The 16,411-nt window shown below is 32.9% G+C and carries 18 protein-coding genes; 8 read left to right on the forward strand and 10 right to left on the reverse strand.

Annotated features, from left to right (window positions below):
* Positions 1–68 precede the first annotated feature (68 nt).
* Positions 69–761 carry a zinc metallopeptidase gene (locus Q361_RS10005; protein ID WP_103726588.1) on the forward strand — a complete coding sequence of 231 codons (693 nt, stop codon included), beginning with the start codon at positions 69–71 and terminating at the stop codon, positions 759–761.
* 42 nt (positions 762–803) lie between these two features.
* Here Q361_RS10005 and Q361_RS10010 read toward each other — a convergent pair whose 3' ends face one another.
* Together Q361_RS10010 and Q361_RS10015 are read right to left on the reverse strand one after the other, a co-directional pair.
* Positions 804–1,079, reverse strand: a complete 276-nt coding sequence (locus tag Q361_RS10010; RefSeq protein ID WP_103726589.1) for a hypothetical protein — start codon at positions 1,077–1,079, stop codon at positions 804–806.
* Between the two features lie 2 nt (positions 1,080–1,081).
* Positions 1,082–1,552, reverse strand: a complete 471-nt coding sequence (locus tag Q361_RS10015; RefSeq protein ID WP_103726590.1) for an Lrp/AsnC family transcriptional regulator — start codon at positions 1,550–1,552, stop codon at positions 1,082–1,084.
* A gap of 95 nt (positions 1,553–1,647) precedes the next feature.
* Here Q361_RS10015 and Q361_RS10020 point away from each other — a divergent pair, with 95 nt between their 5' ends.
* From Q361_RS10020 to aat, 3 genes are all read left to right on the forward strand, one after another.
* On the forward strand, positions 1,648–2,526 hold the full coding sequence (locus Q361_RS10020; RefSeq protein ID WP_103726591.1) for a flavin reductase family protein: 879 nt from the start codon (positions 1,648–1,650) through the stop codon (positions 2,524–2,526).
* A 19-nt stretch (positions 2,527–2,545) separates the two neighbouring features.
* Positions 2,546–2,929, forward strand: a complete 384-nt coding sequence (locus Q361_RS10025; RefSeq protein ID WP_103726592.1) for a DUF3127 domain-containing protein — start codon at positions 2,546–2,548, stop codon at positions 2,927–2,929.
* A gap of 76 nt (positions 2,930–3,005) precedes the next feature.
* Positions 3,006–3,647 carry a leucyl/phenylalanyl-tRNA--protein transferase gene (aat, locus tag Q361_RS10030; RefSeq protein ID WP_103726593.1) on the forward strand — a complete coding sequence of 214 codons (642 nt, stop codon included), beginning with the start codon at positions 3,006–3,008 and terminating at the stop codon, positions 3,645–3,647.
* A gap of 6 nt (positions 3,648–3,653) precedes the next feature.
* On the opposite strand, the gene Q361_RS10035 is transcribed toward aat, so the two are convergent.
* Positions 3,654–4,223 (reverse strand): DNA-3-methyladenine glycosylase I, encoded by a 570-nt coding sequence (locus tag Q361_RS10035; RefSeq protein WP_103726594.1) that lies wholly within the window; start codon positions 4,221–4,223, stop codon positions 3,654–3,656.
* Positions 4,213–4,866 carry a queuosine precursor transporter gene (locus Q361_RS10040; RefSeq protein WP_103726595.1) on the reverse strand — a complete coding sequence of 218 codons (654 nt, stop codon included), beginning with the start codon at positions 4,864–4,866 and terminating at the stop codon, positions 4,213–4,215. Before Q361_RS10040 ends, Q361_RS10035 begins: the two co-directional genes overlap by 11 nt.
* A 153-nt stretch (positions 4,867–5,019) precedes the next feature.
* Here Q361_RS10040 and Q361_RS10045 point away from each other — a divergent pair, with 153 nt between their 5' ends.
* Positions 5,020–7,128, forward strand: a complete 2,109-nt coding sequence (locus Q361_RS10045; RefSeq protein WP_103726596.1) for a M3 family metallopeptidase — start codon at positions 5,020–5,022, stop codon at positions 7,126–7,128.
* A gap of 164 nt (positions 7,129–7,292) precedes the next feature.
* On the opposite strand, the gene tsf is transcribed toward Q361_RS10045, so the two are convergent.
* From tsf to Q361_RS10070, 5 genes are all read right to left on the reverse strand, one after another.
* Positions 7,293–8,258, reverse strand: coding sequence for a translation elongation factor Ts (tsf, locus tag Q361_RS10050; protein WP_103726597.1), 966 nt, complete (start codon positions 8,256–8,258; stop codon positions 7,293–7,295).
* A 144-nt stretch (positions 8,259–8,402) separates the two neighbouring features.
* Entirely contained in the window at positions 8,403–9,185 is a 783-nt protein-coding gene (rpsB, locus tag Q361_RS10055) for a 30S ribosomal protein S2 (RefSeq protein WP_103726598.1), read from the reverse strand.
* A gap of 166 nt (positions 9,186–9,351) precedes the next feature.
* Complete coding sequence (gene rpsI, locus Q361_RS10060; protein ID WP_103726599.1) at positions 9,352–9,738, reverse strand: 30S ribosomal protein S9; 387 nt, start codon at positions 9,736–9,738, stop codon at positions 9,352–9,354.
* Positions 9,738–10,193 carry a 50S ribosomal protein L13 gene (gene rplM / locus Q361_RS10065; protein ID WP_103726600.1) on the reverse strand — a complete coding sequence of 152 codons (456 nt, stop codon included), beginning with the start codon at positions 10,191–10,193 and terminating at the stop codon, positions 9,738–9,740. The genes rpsI and rplM overlap by 1 nt, the downstream gene beginning before the upstream one ends.
* 101 nt (positions 10,194–10,294) lie before the next feature.
* Positions 10,295–11,671, reverse strand: a complete 1,377-nt coding sequence (locus tag Q361_RS10070; RefSeq protein WP_103726601.1) for a saccharopine dehydrogenase family protein — start codon at positions 11,669–11,671, stop codon at positions 10,295–10,297.
* Positions 11,672–11,826: 155 nt separating this feature from the next.
* On the opposite strand from Q361_RS10070, the gene Q361_RS10075 reads away from it, so the two are divergent.
* Together Q361_RS10075 and pckA are read left to right on the forward strand one after the other, a co-directional pair.
* Positions 11,827–12,213, forward strand: a complete 387-nt coding sequence (locus tag Q361_RS10075) for a DUF423 domain-containing protein (RefSeq protein WP_103726602.1) — start codon at positions 11,827–11,829, stop codon at positions 12,211–12,213.
* 79 nt (positions 12,214–12,292) lie between these two features.
* Positions 12,293–13,918: a phosphoenolpyruvate carboxykinase (ATP) gene (gene pckA, locus Q361_RS10080; protein WP_103726603.1), complete on the forward strand. Its 1,626-nt coding sequence runs from the start codon at positions 12,293–12,295 to the stop codon at positions 13,916–13,918.
* Positions 13,919–13,983: 65 nt separating this feature from the next.
* Here pckA and Q361_RS10085 read toward each other — a convergent pair whose 3' ends face one another.
* A complete protein-coding gene (locus tag Q361_RS10085) occupies positions 13,984–15,069 on the reverse strand; it encodes a M42 family metallopeptidase (RefSeq protein WP_394335862.1) in 1,086 nt (361 codons plus the stop codon).
* A 164-nt stretch (positions 15,070–15,233) separates the two neighbouring features.
* Between Q361_RS10085 and Q361_RS10090 the strand changes: the two genes are divergently transcribed.
* Positions 15,234–15,896 carry a DUF4294 domain-containing protein gene (locus Q361_RS10090; protein WP_103726605.1) on the forward strand — a complete coding sequence of 221 codons (663 nt, stop codon included), beginning with the start codon at positions 15,234–15,236 and terminating at the stop codon, positions 15,894–15,896.
* The last annotated feature ends 515 nt before the right edge of the window (positions 15,897–16,411 follow it).

Raw genomic sequence — 16,411 nt, forward strand, 5'->3', positions numbered from 1 at the left:
AACGGCAACCTATCAGTTTTGGAATAAAAATTGATTCATTATAAATAAAAATTATAGATATGTTTAATATGGGATACATGTTGCTTATTGGTGCTATTGCATTGGTAAGTTGGTTAGTAAGTTCACGATTAAAGAGTAAATTTGAACACTACTCGCAAATAGGATTAAGAAACGGCATGAGTGGTGCTGAAATTGCCGAAAAAATGTTAGCCGATCATGGTATTAGAGATGTACGTGTAATATCTACACCAGGTCAGCTTACAGACCATTACAACCCAGCAGATAAAACTGTAAATTTATCGGAAGCTGTTTACAATCAGCGTAACGCTGCGGCTGCAGCTGTTGCAGCTCATGAGTGTGGTCATGCGGTACAACACGCACAGGCTTACAGTTGGCTTACTATGCGCTCTCAAATGGTTCCGGTTGTGAATATTTCTTCTAGTTTATCGCAATGGCTTATTATTGGGGGGCTTATTTTGGGTGTTTCAAAAGGTCTTTCTGTTGGATATTATATTTCCATAGCAGGTTTAGTACTTATGGCTATTGCTACAGCATTTAGTTTTATTACATTACCTGTAGAATACGATGCAAGCAATAGAGCTTTGGCTTGGTTAAAAAATAAAAATATGTTAAGTCCAGAAGAATATTCTGGTGCAGAAGATGCTTTGAAATGGGCAGCACGCACGTATGTAGTGGCTGCACTTGGAGCACTCGCATCTTTACTATATTGGGCATTCCAAGTTTTTGGAAGAAGAGATTAAGTTTAGAAAAACAAAATAAAAAAGAACTCTTAGAGTTCTTTTTTATTTTGCATAATTGCTAAGAATTCCAATTATAGAAAACCAAGCAATCACATGAATGAATAAACACTTGGTGTAATTTTTTTCAGAATTAAAATGCTTTACCACATGGTATACCGCAAACCCAAAACTTATAGGCACCAGTAAAAACAAAAAGAGCACTCCTATATTTGGTGTTTTAGTATTACCAGGAAATGCAATATAGCATATACCACATAGTAATAAGTAAATAACATAAAACCCAGCAGTAATATATTCTTTAGAAAAATTTTTAAGCATCACTATAGTTGTATTTGTCGTTCTATTTGTTGTTCCAAAGAAATAAAAGTTTCGGTTCTAGACACACCTTCAATAGGTTGTATTTTTTTATTAAGTAATTGCATTAAGTGTTCGTTGTCTTTGCAAATAATTTTAATTAAAATACTCCAATTTCCAGTAGTATAATGACATTCTAAAACCTCAGGAATTTTTTTTAATTCTCTCACGGCATCAGAGTTGCTAGAAGCTTTGTCTAAATAAACACCAATAAAAGCCATAGTTTTATAGCCCAAAACCTTATGGTTTATTACAAATTTAGATCCAGAAATCACTTTGGCATCTTCTAGCTTTTTTAATCTTTGGTGTATTGCAGCGCCCGATATACCAATTTTATTCGCAATTTGTAAAATAGGTTTTCGAGCATCTTCCATTAGATACCTTAAAATTTCTTTATCAATGCCATCTATTTCTATTTGAAACAAGTTTAGTTTCATAATTTGTTTGTTTGTAACACAAAATTACATTTTTAATTATAAATCTAAACATAATTTAGTTATTTCTAAAATGCTTACATTTGCTATAAAAAACAATGTTTACCATTAATCCTAAAGAATTATCACCTGTAAAATTACAAGGTTATTTGCAAAGTGCTATTGCTCCAAGGCCTATAGCTTTTGCAAGTACAGTAGACGAAAACGGAAACCCAAATCTTTCTCCTTTTAGTTTTTTTAATATATTTAGTTCCAACCCACCCATACTTGTTTTTTCGCCAGCTAGAAGAGTACGAGATAATACTATAAAACACACACTCATTAATTGCCAGAAAACAAAAGAAGTAGTTATTAATGTAGTAGATTACAATATGGTTCAACAAATGTCGTTGTCTAGTACAGAATATCCAGAAGGGATAAATGAGTTTGTTAAATCGGGTTTCACACAATTACCATCGCATAAAGTAAAACCATATAGAGTTGCAGAAAGTCCTGTGCAATTAGAATGTAAAGTAAGCGACATTATTGCTCTTGGTACAGAAGGTGGGGCAGGAAATATGATAATTTGTGAAGTAGTACAAATTCATATTAAAGAAGAAGTTTTGGATGAAAATGGTGCTATAAGCCCTGAAAAAATAGATTTGGTATCTAGATTGGGAGGCAATTGGTATTCCAGAGCTAAAAACGGACTTTTTGAGGTAGAAAAACCATTAGCGACATTAGGAATAGGTGTAGATGCTATTCCAGATTTTGTAAAGCAAAGCATCGTTTTTTCTGGGAACGATTTAGGAAAACTAGGAAACGTAGAATCATTGCCAACAGAAGAAGAAATTGCTATATTTGTACAAAATAATATTCAAGTAAAAGCTGTGTTAAGCTCTACAGATGAGCAAAAAGTACATCAAAAAGCAAAAGAATATTTAGACAATAATGATGTGCTTTCGGCATGGAAAGTATTATTAGCAGAAAGAATTTAAATTAAGAATTAAGAAAGATATGGAAATTTTAGGAAAAATAAGAGTAATAAATCCAGTACAGCAGGTAAGTGCTACATTTAAGAAAAGAGAATTGGTTGTTACTACAGATGAACAATATCCACAACATATATTAGTAGAATTTACTCAAGATAAAACCGATTTGTTAAATAATTTTGCTTTAGGAGAGCCCGTAAAGATTTCCATAAATATTCGTGGTAGAGAATGGGTAAATCCACAAGGAGAAACAAAATATTTTAATTCTATTCAAGGTTGGAGAATCGAAAAAATGCAAGCAGAGGTTCCAGCCTCAGCACCAACTTCATTGCCTCCAATGCCTGCAGCCGATGCTTTTGCACCTGCAACACAGTTTAATGAAGAAGAACACGACGATTTACCATTTTAATCAATAAAAAATAGTTAAACCAAACACAATATGCTTTATTCTGTTTGGTTTTTATTTTAGTATACCGCATTTTGTCATGTACCTCATTACTTCTGTACTACATTTTCCTCCGGTAGACCAAGCCACAGAAGAGGGCTTGTTGGCAATAGGTGGCGATTTGTCGCACGAAAGACTGTTGCTAGCATACAACAATGGTATCTTTCCGTGGTCAGACCCACACGAACCCATATTGTGGTGGGCACCCGCAGAGCGTATGGTTGTAGATCCTCACAATTATAAAGTGCCAAAAAGTTTACGAAATATTATTAATAGAAACCTATTTGAGGTTACTATTAATAAAGATTTTGGCGCCGTAATTGTTAATTGCCAAAAAATTGCTAGAAAAGATCAAGAGGGAACTTGGATTTCTACAGATGTTGTAAATGCGTACAATAAGCTTCATAAACTTGGAAAAGCTATGTCTTTTGAGGTTTGGCAAGAAGGCAAACTCGTTGGCGGGTTGTACGGAGTAGATTTAGGTCATGTGTTTTGTGGCGAAAGCATGTTTTCCAAAGTGCCTAATGCGAGTAAAGTTGCTTTTGTTAAACTTATAGAATATTTAAAACAAAATAATTATAAGTTACTTGATTGTCAAGTACACAATGATCATTTGGAACGATTGGGTGCGTTTGAAATATCTCGTGATATTTTTATGAGAATACTTAAAGATAAATCATAAAACGTATTATGAACCTAGTGTTCTTGTAAAACAGTCAAGAATATGATCGTTTACCATACCTGTAGCTTGCATATGAGCATAGACAACCGTTGTTCCTACAAATTTAAAACCTCTTTTTTTCAAATCTTTACTTATTGCGTCAGATAATGGTGTAAAAGCTGGAACTTCTTTTAGAGTTTTGGGTTTGTTATCGATAGGTTTTCCGTCTACAAAAGCCCAAATATATGTTGAAAAACTACCAAATTCTTCACGTATTTTAATAAAAGCAATTGCATTTGTTACAGCCGCTCTTATTTTTAATTGATTTCGAATAATGCCAGCGTCTTGCATAAGTTGTTGAATTTTGTTTTCGTCGAACTTTGCAACTTTTTCAAAATCAAAATAAGCAAATGCTTTTTTAAAATTTTCTCTTTTTGACAAAACAGTGTACCAACTTAACCCAGCTTGAAAAGTTTCTAAAATTAAAAATTCAAACAGTTTTTTGTCATCATAAACAGGAATTCCCCATTCTTTGTCATGATAATCTCTATATAAATCATCTTTTTCGCACCAAGTGCAACGTGTTTTATTTTTCATGATTATGAATATATTTTTCTATTAATGAATGCCCAAGGTAAATAAGAGGAGTCATACAAATAGCAATAACTAATTTTACAGAATAACCTGTAAATGCTGAGGTTATATAGGTTGTAGTATTTATTTTTTTGGGTAACCAAAATGCAATACCCAGCACTATAAAACTATCAAACAATTGAGATATTACTGTAGAGCCAGTACTCCTTAACCAAATCATACGGTTTCCTGTTTTGTTTTTTACAAAATGAAATAAGGTAACATCTATTAATTGCGAAAATAAAAAAGCCGCAATGCTACCTACAATAATCCATTGACTTTGCCCAAAAACTCCGTTAAATTGGTAATCAGATACTAAACCTGAACCTTTTACCGCAGGGATTTTTTGTGCAAAAAACAAAATAAAAAAAGTATAAGCAATTAAGCAGGCGGTAATTAAGCTAAGTTTTCGTACACCCTTTTGCCCAAAATATTCATTTATTAAATCGGTTGTAATAAATACAATAGGCCATGGTAATATGCCAATACTCATAGGCACTCCAAATACAGAAATGAGCTTGCCTCCTATAAGTTCGGCGACTATAGCATTGGTAATAAATATACCAGCCAAAATTACATAAACAGTGTCTTTTCTAGATTGAAACATTTGCTCTAAATTTACCTAATTTTCAAAGTTACTTATTTTTTGTAGACAAAAAACATTCAAAATTAGTTATCATGTTGCAACAATTTACTTTTACTTATATTTGTTAAGGATACTACTATATAATCTACTTTTGTATAAGTAAATATGAAATACATGAAAACAATATTTGTAACACTAGTACTAAGTACAACAATAATTACTATGAATGCACAAAACAAGAATAGTTTGTTAAACGAATGGAAAGGCAATTATGGAGGTGTTCCTGCTTTTGATCAGTACAAAGTTTCTGATATGAAAGAAGCATTGGAAGTGGCTATGAAAGAAAAATTAGATGAAGTAAATGCGATTGCCAATAACAAAAAACCAGCCACTTTTGCAAATACCATTGCAGCTCTAGAAAAAGTAGGTAAAAAACTTTCTCGTGTTTATGCCGTATACGGAATTTATTCGTCTAATTTAAATAGCGCTGATTTCGAGCCAATTGAAGCCGAAATGGAACCAAAATTAGCCGAAATCTCTGATAAAATTACTCAAAATACAAAATTGTTTAAGCGTATAGAATCTGTTTACAAATCTAAAGACAAATTAAAATTAACCAAAGAGCAAAAAAGGTTAGTGCAAGTATATTATGAAAGATATGTATATGATGGTGCAAAATTGGATGCCAAAAGCAAAGCAAAAGTGAGCGATTTAAATCAAAAATTAGCAGGATTGTATACAAAATTCAGTCAAAATTTACTTTCAGAAGAAAATAACCAATACGTAGAATTAAAAACTGATTCAGATTTTGACGGATTACCCGAACAGTTAAAAAGTGCTGCAAAAACAACAGCTCAAGAGCATAATTTAACATCTTTGGGAGCAATAGCAAATACTCGTTCATCTGTAGAACCGTTTTTAACCTATTCGGCAAATAGAACATTACGAGAAAAAGTATGGAGAATGTTTGTAAATAGAGGTGATAATGGCAATGCTCAAGACAACAATGCAATTATTACTCAAATATTAAAACTACGTGCCGAGCGAGCCAAATTAATGGGATTTTCATCACATGCACACTGGAAATTATCCAATACTATGGCAAAAAATCCTACTAATGCCATGAAACTCATGATGGATATTTGGAAGCCTGCTGTAGCACAAGTAGCGATTGAAGTTGCCGATATGCAAAAAATTGTAGATAATGAAGGTCAAAACTTTCAAATTCAACCTTGGGACTATCGTTTTTATGCCGAAAAAGTGCGTAAAGCAAAATATGATTTAGATCAAAACGAAGTAAAACAATATTTACAGTTAGATAAACTACGAGAAGGTATGTTTTGGGTGGCAGGAGAATTGTTTGATTTGAAATTTACTCAAGTTCACGATGTACCCGTATATCATCCAGATGTTACGGTCTACGAAGTTGTAAATAAAACAACAGGTAAGCATGTTGGTTTATGGTATTTCGATCCGTATGCTCGCAAAGGAAAACGTTCGGGCGCATGGATGAATGAATACAGAACACAAGAGCGATTTGCTGGTGATGTACCAACAATAGTATCTAATAATGCTAATTTTATAAAAGGTGTTGCAGGAGAACCTGTATTAATATCTTGGGACGATGCAAATACGCTATTTCACGAATTTGGTCATGCCTTACACGGATTGTGTTCAAATGTAAACTATCCTACATTAGCCGGTACAAATGTGGCTCGCGACTATGTAGAGTTTCCTTCACAAATACTAGAACGTTGGCTTTCTACGCCAGAAGTTCTTACAAAATATGCTTTGCATTACAAAACCAATGAACCAATGCCACAAGAGTTATTGAAAAAAATAGAAAAAGCGTCTCATTTTAATGAAGGATTTGCTACTGTAGAATTAATTTCTAGTGCATTAATAGACATGAAGTTACACATGGAAGGTACTAAAGAAATTGATCCGGATGCTTTTGAAAAAAATACTCTAATATCATTAAATATGCCTGCACAAATGGTTATGCGTCATAGAACACCTCAATTTGGGCATATTTTTTCAAGTGATGAATATTCGGCGGGATATTATAGTTATTTGTGGGCCGATGTAATTTGTGCCGATGCTTACGAAGCATTTACCGAAGCAAAAGGGCCTTACGATACAACAGTTGCCAAACGATTATTAAAATATGTGTTTAGTTCTGGAAATACTATCGATCAAGGAGAAGCTTACCGCCTTTTTAGAGGACGAGATGCAAAAGTAGATGCGTTAATGCGTAGCAAAGGATTTCCTGTAGTAAAATAATACATTTTAAGATGTTTTAACTTGTTAAAAGCTTTTCCGTTATAGTAAGAACCTCCAAACTTTGGAGGTTTTTTTTATATTGTTTAATTTACAAATAATTATAAAAATAAATCCCCTAATTCAAATTTGAATTAGGGGACTATTATTTTAGTTTACTTTAAAAATTATCCTAAAGTAACTCTTTTAAATCCAGTGATTTCAACATTGAAACCTTTTACATAATCACCAACTTTTTTAGTGTCGTCTTTGATAAAGTTTTGGTCTAACAAAGCTTTTTCTTGGTCTAATGTTGTGTTGTCAGAAATAAAACGTTGAATTTTACCAGGTATAATTTTATCCCAAATTTGTTCTGGTTTACCTTCTGCTTTTAATTCTGCTTTAGCATCTTCTTCAGCTTGTTTTAAAACTTCTTCAGTTAATTGAGCATAAGAAATATACTTAGGAACATTTTTTAATGTTTTTCCTAATCGTGCTGCCTCTTCATTTTCTTTTTCGATTACTGCAATACGAGCATCAAGTTCAGAAGCAATAAATGCAGGATCAAAATCTTTGTAAGACAAAGTATCTGCACCCATTGAAGCTACCTGCATAGAGATATCTTTAGTTAATGTTTCAGCATCTGAAATTACGGCTGAAATAGCAGTTAAAGCAGCAATTTTGTTTACGTGTACATACGATCCAACAAATGCACCTTCCAAAATTTCAAATCCACCGATTTCAATTTTTTCACCAATAACACCTGTTTGCTCTGTTAATTTTTCTGCAACAGTGATAGTAGCATCAAATGGAGAAGCTAAAAAGTCTTCTTTAGATGTAAAATTGATAGCTTTTTCTGCTAATTGTTTTGCCAAAGAAATAAATGATTCGTTTTTACCTACGAAATCTGTTTCACAGTTTAATGTGATTACAGCCCCTTTGGTTTTATCAGCATTTACAAAAGCAGCAGCAGCTCCTTCTGTAGATTCTCTATCAGAACGGTTTGCAGCAACTTTTTGTCCTTTTTTTCTAAGGATTTCTATTGCTTTGTCAAAATCACCTTCAGCTTCTACCAAAGCTTTTTTACAGTCCATCATTCCTGCACCAGTGATAGTTCTTAATTTATTTACGTCTGCGGCGGTAATATTTGCCATATTTTTTTAATTTAATTTTACTATTAAAATTTTGTGTAAATTAAAAATTCCAATTTACAAAACCCGAAATTCCAATTTTAATAAATAATCAAATAATTGAAAATTTGTTGGAATTTGGAATTTATAGATTGGAATTTTCTGTTTTTATTCTTCAGATTTTGTTTCTACTGGAGCAACTTCAGGAGCAGCAGTAGCAACTTCTGGTGTTTCAACAGTTTCTTCAGTTTCTTTTTCAGAAGTTCTGTTTGCTAATCCGTCTTTTACAGCATCAGTTACTAACGATAATATTTTTTCGATAGATTTTGAAGCATCATCATTTGCAGGTATTACATAATCTACTTCACGTGGATCTGAGTTTGTATCTACCATTGCAAAAACTGGAATGTTTAATTTTTTTGCTTCTTTTACTGCGATGTGTTCAGCTTTAATATCTACTACAAATAGAGCAGCAGGTATTCTAGACATGTCAGCAATAGATCCTAAGTTCTTTTCTAGTTTAGCACGAAGACGATCTATTTGTAATTTTTCTTTTTTCGATAACGTATCGAAAGTACCATCTTTTTTCATTCTATCGATAGAAGCCATTTTTTTAACGGCTTTACGGATAGTTACAAAGTTGGTAAGCATACCACCTGGCCATCTTTCTGTAATGTATGGCATATTGCAAGCAGCAGCTTTTTCAGCAACGATATCTTTAGCTTGTTTTTTGGTAGCTACAAAAAGTACTTTTCTACCAGAGGCAGCAATTTTTTTCAAAGCTTCGTTAGCTTCTTCAATTTTTGCTGCAGTTTTATATAGGTTAATGATATGAATACCATTACGCTCCATATAAATGTAAGGAGCCATGTTTGGATCCCATTTGCGAGTCATGTGTCCAAAATGAACACCTGCTTCTAATAATTCTTTAACTTCTATTTTGTTTGCCATTTTTTGTAATAGTTTACGTTCCGTTTGATTAGCAATGTTCTTTTTGCTTTTAGCAGTTTGCTATTGGCTTTAAGCTTCATTTAGATGCTAAACTAATTTCCTTTGTGTAAAAGAAATAAACGACAACTGTGTTTCTAATTTCAATAAAAAAGGAACGATAATTCGATTAACGTTTAGAGAATTGGAATCTCTTACGTGCTTTTTTCTGACCGAATTTTTTACGTTCTACCATTCTTGGATCTCTTGTTAATAATCCTTCTGGTTTTAAGACAGCTCTGTTTTCAGCTTCTACTTCGCACATAGCGCGAGCAATAGCCATTCTTACAGCTTCTGCTTGTCCTGTAGTTCCACCTCCATATACATTTACTTTTACATCAAAGTTTTCAACATTGTTTGTCATAGACATAGGTTGTAAAACTTTGTATTGTAATGTAGCTGTAGGGAAATAATTAGCAAATTCTCTTTTGTTTACAGTGATTTTTCCTGTTCCTTCAGTAACATAAACACGTGCAACTGCACATTTTCTTCTACCGATTTTATGAATAACTCCCATTACTTCAGATCGTTTAAGTTAACGGTTTTAGGTTGTTGAGCTGCGTGTTTGTGCTCTGAACCTACATTTACATTTAAATTACGGAAAAGTTGCGCTCCTAATTTGTTTTTAGGCAACATTCCTTTTACAGCTTTTTCTACTAATAATGCAGGATTTTTTTGTTGCATTACTTTTGCAGATAAGCTTCTTTGTCCTCCTGGATAACCTGTGTGGCGGATGTATGTTTTGTCCTCCAATTTGTTACCAGTTAGGTTGATTTTTTCTGCGTTGATAACAATTACGTTATCTCCACAATCAACGTGCGGCGTATAACTTGGCTTGTACTTACCTCTTAATAGCATGGCTACTTTTGAAGCAAGACGACCTAAGTTATGACCCTCAGCATCTACAACAATCCACTGTTTGTCTACAGTAGCTTTGTTTGCTGAAACTGTCTTGTAGCTTAATGTGTTCACAATAATTAATTTAAATTAAACATTCCATTCCCAATTAAGGGAGTGCAAAAGTACAAATTATTATTATATATACAAGTGTGTGAAGAAATTTAGTTGTCAAATTACACAGACACGCTTATTTTATCTGGGTTGTAACCCACATAAGGCATAACGCTTTCTTTAAATTGTACCCCGTATTCTTCCAATTCTTTAAGTATTGGATTGTATACTTCGGGGTTTATAGGTAGTTGTACTCCAGGTGTTTTTATTTTTCCGTTTAATATTTGTAGTGTTGCCATAGCTACAGGTAATCCTACTGTTTTTGCCATAGCTGTATAGGTTTGGTCGTCTCCTATACAAACCATTTTGGAGTCTATTTGTTGTTGAATGCCATTAAGTTCATATCCAAATTTATGATACATTACAATCATATCTTTGTCTTTTGGTTCAAGTGCCCAACTTTCGTTTAATATTTTTTCGAGAATTTGTGCTGGCGTTGCATTGGGTAATCCAATTTTTTTGTTGGGGTTAAACAAGTCTAGTTCCAAAAGTTTGTCCCACATAATGTCGTCTTGTTCAATGCCAAGCTGCATTCGGGTTTTTATTTCTACCGAATCTGTAGGGTGGTAAGGTAAAAAAGAATTTATAAAGTCTCTGTACGACATGTTTTCGGAGTTTTCCATAACGTAAGTGTCGTCTGTCATGCCGAGCATAACAAACATATTCCATGCTTTTGAAAAACCTACTCTACGAATTGTACCTCTGTATAGTGTAAGTATGTCGTCTAGCCCGTATACACTTCTGTACTTGAGAGAATCTCTATTGGCGTAAGCTTCAAATTTTCCGTAGCCTTCTACAGCTAAAAATTCGGTTCTTCTAAATATTTTTGGATAAGGAATGTATTTGTATTTGCCTTCTTGAATAAATTTTGCTGCGCCTCCTTGTCCTGCCAATACTACATTTCTTGGTGCCCAAGTAAACTTGTAATTCCATAGATTGTTGTCGCTTTCGGGAGCTACAAGTCCGCCGCAAAACGATTCAAAAAGAAGCATTTTTCCACCTTGTTCTCGTATAGCATGAATTATTTTCATGGCACTCATGTGGTCTATACCAGGGTCAAGACCAATTTCGTTCATAAAAATCAAGCTGTTTGCTTTTACTTCTGCATCGAGTGCCTGCATAGCATCAGAAACATAAGAGGCGGTAACCATATTTTTTTTAAACAAAATACAATCTTTTGCAACCTCTATATGCATATGGGCAGGAAGCATAGATACAACAATATCTGTGTTTTGTATTAGATTTTGTCTTTCGGATACATTATTTATGTCTAATGCTACTGCTTTAGAATTAATATGATTTTGTAGTTTTTTTTGAGCTTGTTCTACCGATAAATCTGCAAGTGTAATAAATAGATTTTCTTTTTCAGATTTGTCTAATAAATATTTGATAAGAGATGAAGCAGATCTGCCTGCGCCAATAATGAGTATTTTTCTCATAAAATAATAGTAAATAGTTGCAAATTTATAAAACTAATGCTACTAAATGTGTAAATATTGATAAAATCTAAAAAATATAAGGTCAATATAAAGCTTTAAACTATTTTTGTAGGAACTAGAAATTAATTTGTTTTCTACAAATAAATATTAAAAAAATGAATAATAAAATCTTTTCTGTAGCTGCTTTTTTTGGAATGACGGCTATTATTTTTGGTGCTTTTGGTGCACATGCACTTAAAAAAGTTTTGTTGCCAGAGCATTTAATTAGTTTTGAAACTGCTGTAAAATATCAAATGTATCATGCTTTGTTTTTGTTGTTTTTAGGATTGCAAAATCAATTAGATGAGAAGTCCAAAAAATTAATATATTACTTTGTTGTTTTGGGAGTAATATTGTTCTCGGGTTCTATTTATTTATTGTCTACGGGTTCTATTTCTGGAATAAATTTTAAACCCTTTGGCTTTGTTACCCCTATTGGAGGTGTATTTTTAATTTTGTCTTGGGGTGTTTTATTTTGGAATTATCTTTTCAAAAAATCATAAAGTTTAATGTAACTACAACGTTGTAATAATTAATTTTTTAAATTTGCAAAAACAATTAATTACAACACAAATTAAATTTATGGATAATAATGTGCTTTCTACGAAAACGATTTCGCTAGAAAAATATGGAATACAAAACGCTACTGAAATAATATACAACCCTTCTTACGAAGATTTATACAACGCAGAGTTGAGCGATAATTTAGAAGGTTATGAAAAAGGAAAACTTACAGAACTAGGTGCTGTAAATGTAATGACAGGAGAGTTTACTGGCAGATCGCCAAAAGATAAATATATTGTAAAAGATAGCGTAACCGAAAATACCATTTGGTGGAATTCTGAAAAAGCGGCAAACGATAACAAACCGATTTCTCAAGATACTTGGAATGCTTTAAAAGATACTACAGTAAAACAACTTTCTAACAAAAAACTGTATGTTGTAGATGCTTTTTGTGGCGCTAATGAAAACACGCGCTTAAAAGTGCGCTTTATTATGGAAGTGGCTTGGCAAGCACATTTTGTTACCAATATGTTTATACGCCCTACAGAGCAAGAGTTAGATGCCTTTGGAGAGCCTGATTTTGTAGTAATGAACGGTTCAAAAACTAGTTTTAAAGACTATGCTCAACATGGAATGAATTCTGAAGTTTATATTGCTTTCAATCTTACCGAAAAAATGCAACTTATTGGTGGTACTTGGTATGGAGGCGAAATGAAAAAAGGTATGTTCTCGATGATGAACTACTATCTACCGCTTCAAGGGATAGCCTCAATGCATTGTTCTGCAAACAAAGGAAAAGATGGCGATGTAGCTATATTTTTTGGTCTTTCGGGAACCGGAAAAACAACACTTTCTACCGATCCAAAAAGAGAATTAATTGGAGACGATGAACATGGTTGGGATAATGATGGAGTGTTTAATTTTGAAGGAGGATGCTACGCAAAAACTATTGATTTAAGTAAAGAAAATGAACCAGATATTTATAATGCTATCCGTAAAGATGCTTTATTGGAAAATGTAACTGTAGATACAAATGGTAAAATCGATTTTAAAGACGGATCTGTTACACAAAACACACGTGTATCTTACCCAATATACCATATTGAAAATATTGTCAAACCAGTTTCTAAAGCGGGTCATGCTACCAAGGTAATCTTTCTAACAGCAGATGCTTTTGGTGTTATGCCTCCGGTATCCAAACTTACTCCCGAGCAAACTAAATATTATTTCTTGTCTGGTTTTACAGCAAAATTGGCAGGAACAGAGAGAGGTGTTACACAACCAGAACCTACATTTTCTGCTTGTTTTGGAAAAGCATTTTTGTCGTTACACCCTACAAAATACGGTGAAGAATTAGTCAAAAAAATGGAAGAGCACCATGCTACGGCATACATGGTAAATACAGGTTGGAATGGAACAGGTAAACGTATTTCTATTAAAGATACTCGCGCAATAATAGATGCTATTTTAGACGGCAGTATAGAAAAAGCAGAAACAAAAGTAATTCCGGTATTTAATTTTGAAGTTCCTACTGCCTTACATGATGTAGATACAAATATATTAGATCCAAGAAATACCTATCAAAATGCAGAAGAATGGCATACCAAAGCACAAGATTTGGCAGGTAGATTTATTAAAAACTTTGTGCAATACACAGACAACGAAGAGGGACAGAATCTAGTTCAAGCTGGTCCTCAATTGTAGAAATAATCTATTTTATAAATCAAAACAAAGCCCAAGTGAATAAATTTAACTTGGGCTTTGTTGTTTTATTTAAAATAAGAAAAGTTATGATTGTTTTCTATTTTTTGTAAACTTTCATAAATCAGGCGTATAACATTTTCTACATCTTCTCTTTGCACCATTTCTACGGTAGTGTGCATGTATCGTAACGCCAACGAAATTAAAGCACTAGGGACACCGCCATTACTATAAGCAAAAGCATCTGTATCGGTACCCGTTACTCTAGAAGTAGCATGTCTTTGAAAAGGAATCTCTTTTTCGGTAGCAGTATCTACAATTAAGTCTCTCAAAACATTTTGTGTTGCTGGGGCATATGCAATTACAGGGCCTTTCCCCATCTGCAAATCACCTTCAACTTTTTTATCAATCATTGGTGTTGTTGTGTCGTGGCATACATCGGTAACTATAGCAACATTAGGTTTGATGGTTTGTGTAATCATTTCGGCACCACGCAAACCTATTTCTTCTTGTACCGAATTTACAATATAGAGACCAAAAGGAAGTTTAATGTTGTTTTCTTTCAACAATCGAGCAACTTCGGCAATCATAAAACCACCCATTCTGTTGTCTAAAGCTCTACAAACAAATTTATTTTCGTTAAGTACCATAAATTCATCAGGATAAGTAATAACACAGCCTACATGAATACCCAATTTCTCTACTTCTTCTTTATTAGAACAGCCACAGTCTATAAAAATATTGTGTAACGTAGCAGATTCTTCTTTTCCTCGCTGTCTAGTATGAATTGCAGGCCAGCCAAAAACACCTTTTACAATTCCGTTTTTAGTATGAATATTCACTCTTTTTGAGGGAGCAATTTGATGGTCAGAGCCGCCATTTCGTATTACATATATTAAACCATTGTCTGTAATGTAGTTTACATACCAAGATATCTCGTCGCTATGTCCTTCTATAACTACTTTATAAGGAGCATCTGGATTAATAACACCAACAGCAGTGCCATAAGAATCCGTTATAAAACTATCTACATAAGGCTTAAGATATTCCATCCATATTTTTTGACCTTCGCTTTCATAGCCAGTAGGCGAGGCGTTGTTTAAGTATTTTTCTAAAAAACTGAGCGAAGCATCAGTAAGTAGTGAGTTTTTCATAATTAATTTGTTTTAAAAATCATTGACAATAGTTATGTTTAATACTTTATTCAAAATACTATCAATAAAAATGTAGTATAAAAATTCTGCTAAAATATAAATTTGGCATTACACTTGCTGTATATAAAAACACTTATTTTTGTAAAACAAAAAGCAATATTTTTATGCGACATATATATATAGGTATCTTATTAGTTTTTTCAACATTTGCTTTTGCTCAAAAAGAGAAAGATTATGTAGTAATAGAAGAAGATACTTTGCAGGTGCTTAGAGATACTATTTTTTTAAAAGATGTATACATTGCCAAGCAAAAAATGGATCCCGAAGCCAAAAAGCAATTTATACTACTTCAAAACCGTGTATACAGAACTTATCCGTATGCAAAAGTAGCTTCAGAAAGGTTACTTTCTTTAAATGCTAATATGGCACGACTTAAAACGGCTAGAGAAAAAAAGAAATACCTTAAAATAGTAGAAGATTACTTAGAAAACGAGTTTAAAGAAAAACTTAAAAAGATGTCTAATAAGCAAGGACAAGTTTTAGTTAAACTTATATATAGACAAACAGGGATATCAACATATGATTTGATAAAAGAATACAAAAGTGGTTGGAAAGCCTTTTGGTCAAACAATACAGCAAGTTTGTTCAATATAAATCTTAAAGCTACGTACCAACCTTACGAAGAAAACGAAGACTATCTTATAGAAACCATTTTGCATAGAGCATTTTTTAATGGAAGTCTAGTAGAGCAAAAACCGGCAGTAGAAATAGATTATGATAAACTTACCGAATATTGGGAAGCCAAACTAGCCACAACCAAACCTTAAACTTAACTATAAAAGCGTTTCTTTAAGTTTTTCTTCTAAAGAATTAAAAATATTAGCCCTAATTGAAGGGCTAATTTGTTTTAGATACAAAGGTTTTCCTTACAAAATTTTTAAATTTTGATAAAATTTTAAAAATAACACGCGAGTAATCAGTGTTTTGAAAAAAAGGCGTAAAAAAGGTTGATTAAAAATTAGGAAAAGGGTAAAAAAGTTGTAGATTTGCACCCGCAATATAGGCGACGTTCATAGAAAGATTTATTGTGAGAAAATAATTTTGTTTAGGATTAGAAAAGGTATTATCTTTGCTGTCCTGCGGAAGAAAAAAAGGTGTTGAGAAAATATTTTAAAAAAAATTCAAAAAACACTTGCACGATAAAAAATAAGTTGTACTTTTGCACCCGCAATCAAGGAAACGAGATAGCGAAAAAGAATAGAAAAGACAAGTTCATTGATATATTGGATTGACAGCAAAAAAGAGAGAGTAAGAGAGTCGAAAGATTTGAATATTCACAGCT

It is taken from the genome of Flavobacterium croceum DSM 17960 (assembly GCF_002917885.1).
GTDB classification, from domain to species: Bacteria; Bacteroidota; Bacteroidia; order Flavobacteriales; family Flavobacteriaceae; genus Flavobacterium; species Flavobacterium croceum.

What these genes read in the sequence shown, in the direction of transcription:
- Q361_RS10005 (WP_103726588.1), top strand. Translation starts at nt 69, where the DNA reads ATGGGATACATGTTGCTTATTGGTGCTATTGCATTGGTAAGTTGGTTA.
- Q361_RS10010 (WP_103726589.1), bottom strand. Translation starts at nt 1,079, where the DNA reads ATGCTTAAAAATTTTTCTAAAGAATATATTACTGCTGGGTTTTATGTT.
- Q361_RS10015 (WP_103726590.1), bottom strand. Translation starts at nt 1,552, where the DNA reads ATGAAACTAAACTTGTTTCAAATAGAAATAGATGGCATTGATAAAGAA.
- Q361_RS10020 (WP_103726591.1), top strand. Translation starts at nt 1,648, where the DNA reads ATGTTTACCATTAATCCTAAAGAATTATCACCTGTAAAATTACAAGGT.
- Q361_RS10025 (WP_103726592.1), top strand. Translation starts at nt 2,546, where the DNA reads ATGGAAATTTTAGGAAAAATAAGAGTAATAAATCCAGTACAGCAGGTA.
- aat (WP_103726593.1), top strand. Translation starts at nt 3,006, where the DNA reads ATGTACCTCATTACTTCTGTACTACATTTTCCTCCGGTAGACCAAGCC.
- Q361_RS10035 (WP_103726594.1), bottom strand. Translation starts at nt 4,223, where the DNA reads ATGAAAAATAAAACACGTTGCACTTGGTGCGAAAAAGATGATTTATAT.
- Q361_RS10040 (WP_103726595.1), bottom strand. Translation starts at nt 4,866, where the DNA reads ATGTTTCAATCTAGAAAAGACACTGTTTATGTAATTTTGGCTGGTATA.
- Q361_RS10045 (WP_103726596.1), top strand. Translation starts at nt 5,020, where the DNA reads ATGAAAACAATATTTGTAACACTAGTACTAAGTACAACAATAATTACT.
- tsf (WP_103726597.1), bottom strand. Translation starts at nt 8,258, where the DNA reads ATGGCAAATATTACCGCCGCAGACGTAAATAAATTAAGAACTATCACT.
- rpsB (WP_103726598.1), bottom strand. Translation starts at nt 9,185, where the DNA reads ATGGCAAACAAAATAGAAGTTAAAGAATTATTAGAAGCAGGTGTTCAT.
- rpsI (WP_103726599.1), bottom strand. Translation starts at nt 9,738, where the DNA reads ATGGGAGTTATTCATAAAATCGGTAGAAGAAAATGTGCAGTTGCACGT.
- Q361_RS10070 (WP_103726601.1), bottom strand. Translation starts at nt 11,671, where the DNA reads ATGAGAAAAATACTCATTATTGGCGCAGGCAGATCTGCTTCATCTCTT.
- Q361_RS10075 (WP_103726602.1), top strand. Translation starts at nt 11,827, where the DNA reads ATGAATAATAAAATCTTTTCTGTAGCTGCTTTTTTTGGAATGACGGCT.
- pckA (WP_103726603.1), top strand. Translation starts at nt 12,293, where the DNA reads ATGGATAATAATGTGCTTTCTACGAAAACGATTTCGCTAGAAAAATAT.
- Q361_RS10085 (WP_394335862.1), bottom strand. Translation starts at nt 15,069, where the DNA reads ATGAAAAACTCACTACTTACTGATGCTTCGCTCAGTTTTTTAGAAAAA.
- Q361_RS10090 (WP_103726605.1), top strand. Translation starts at nt 15,234, where the DNA reads ATGCGACATATATATATAGGTATCTTATTAGTTTTTTCAACATTTGCT.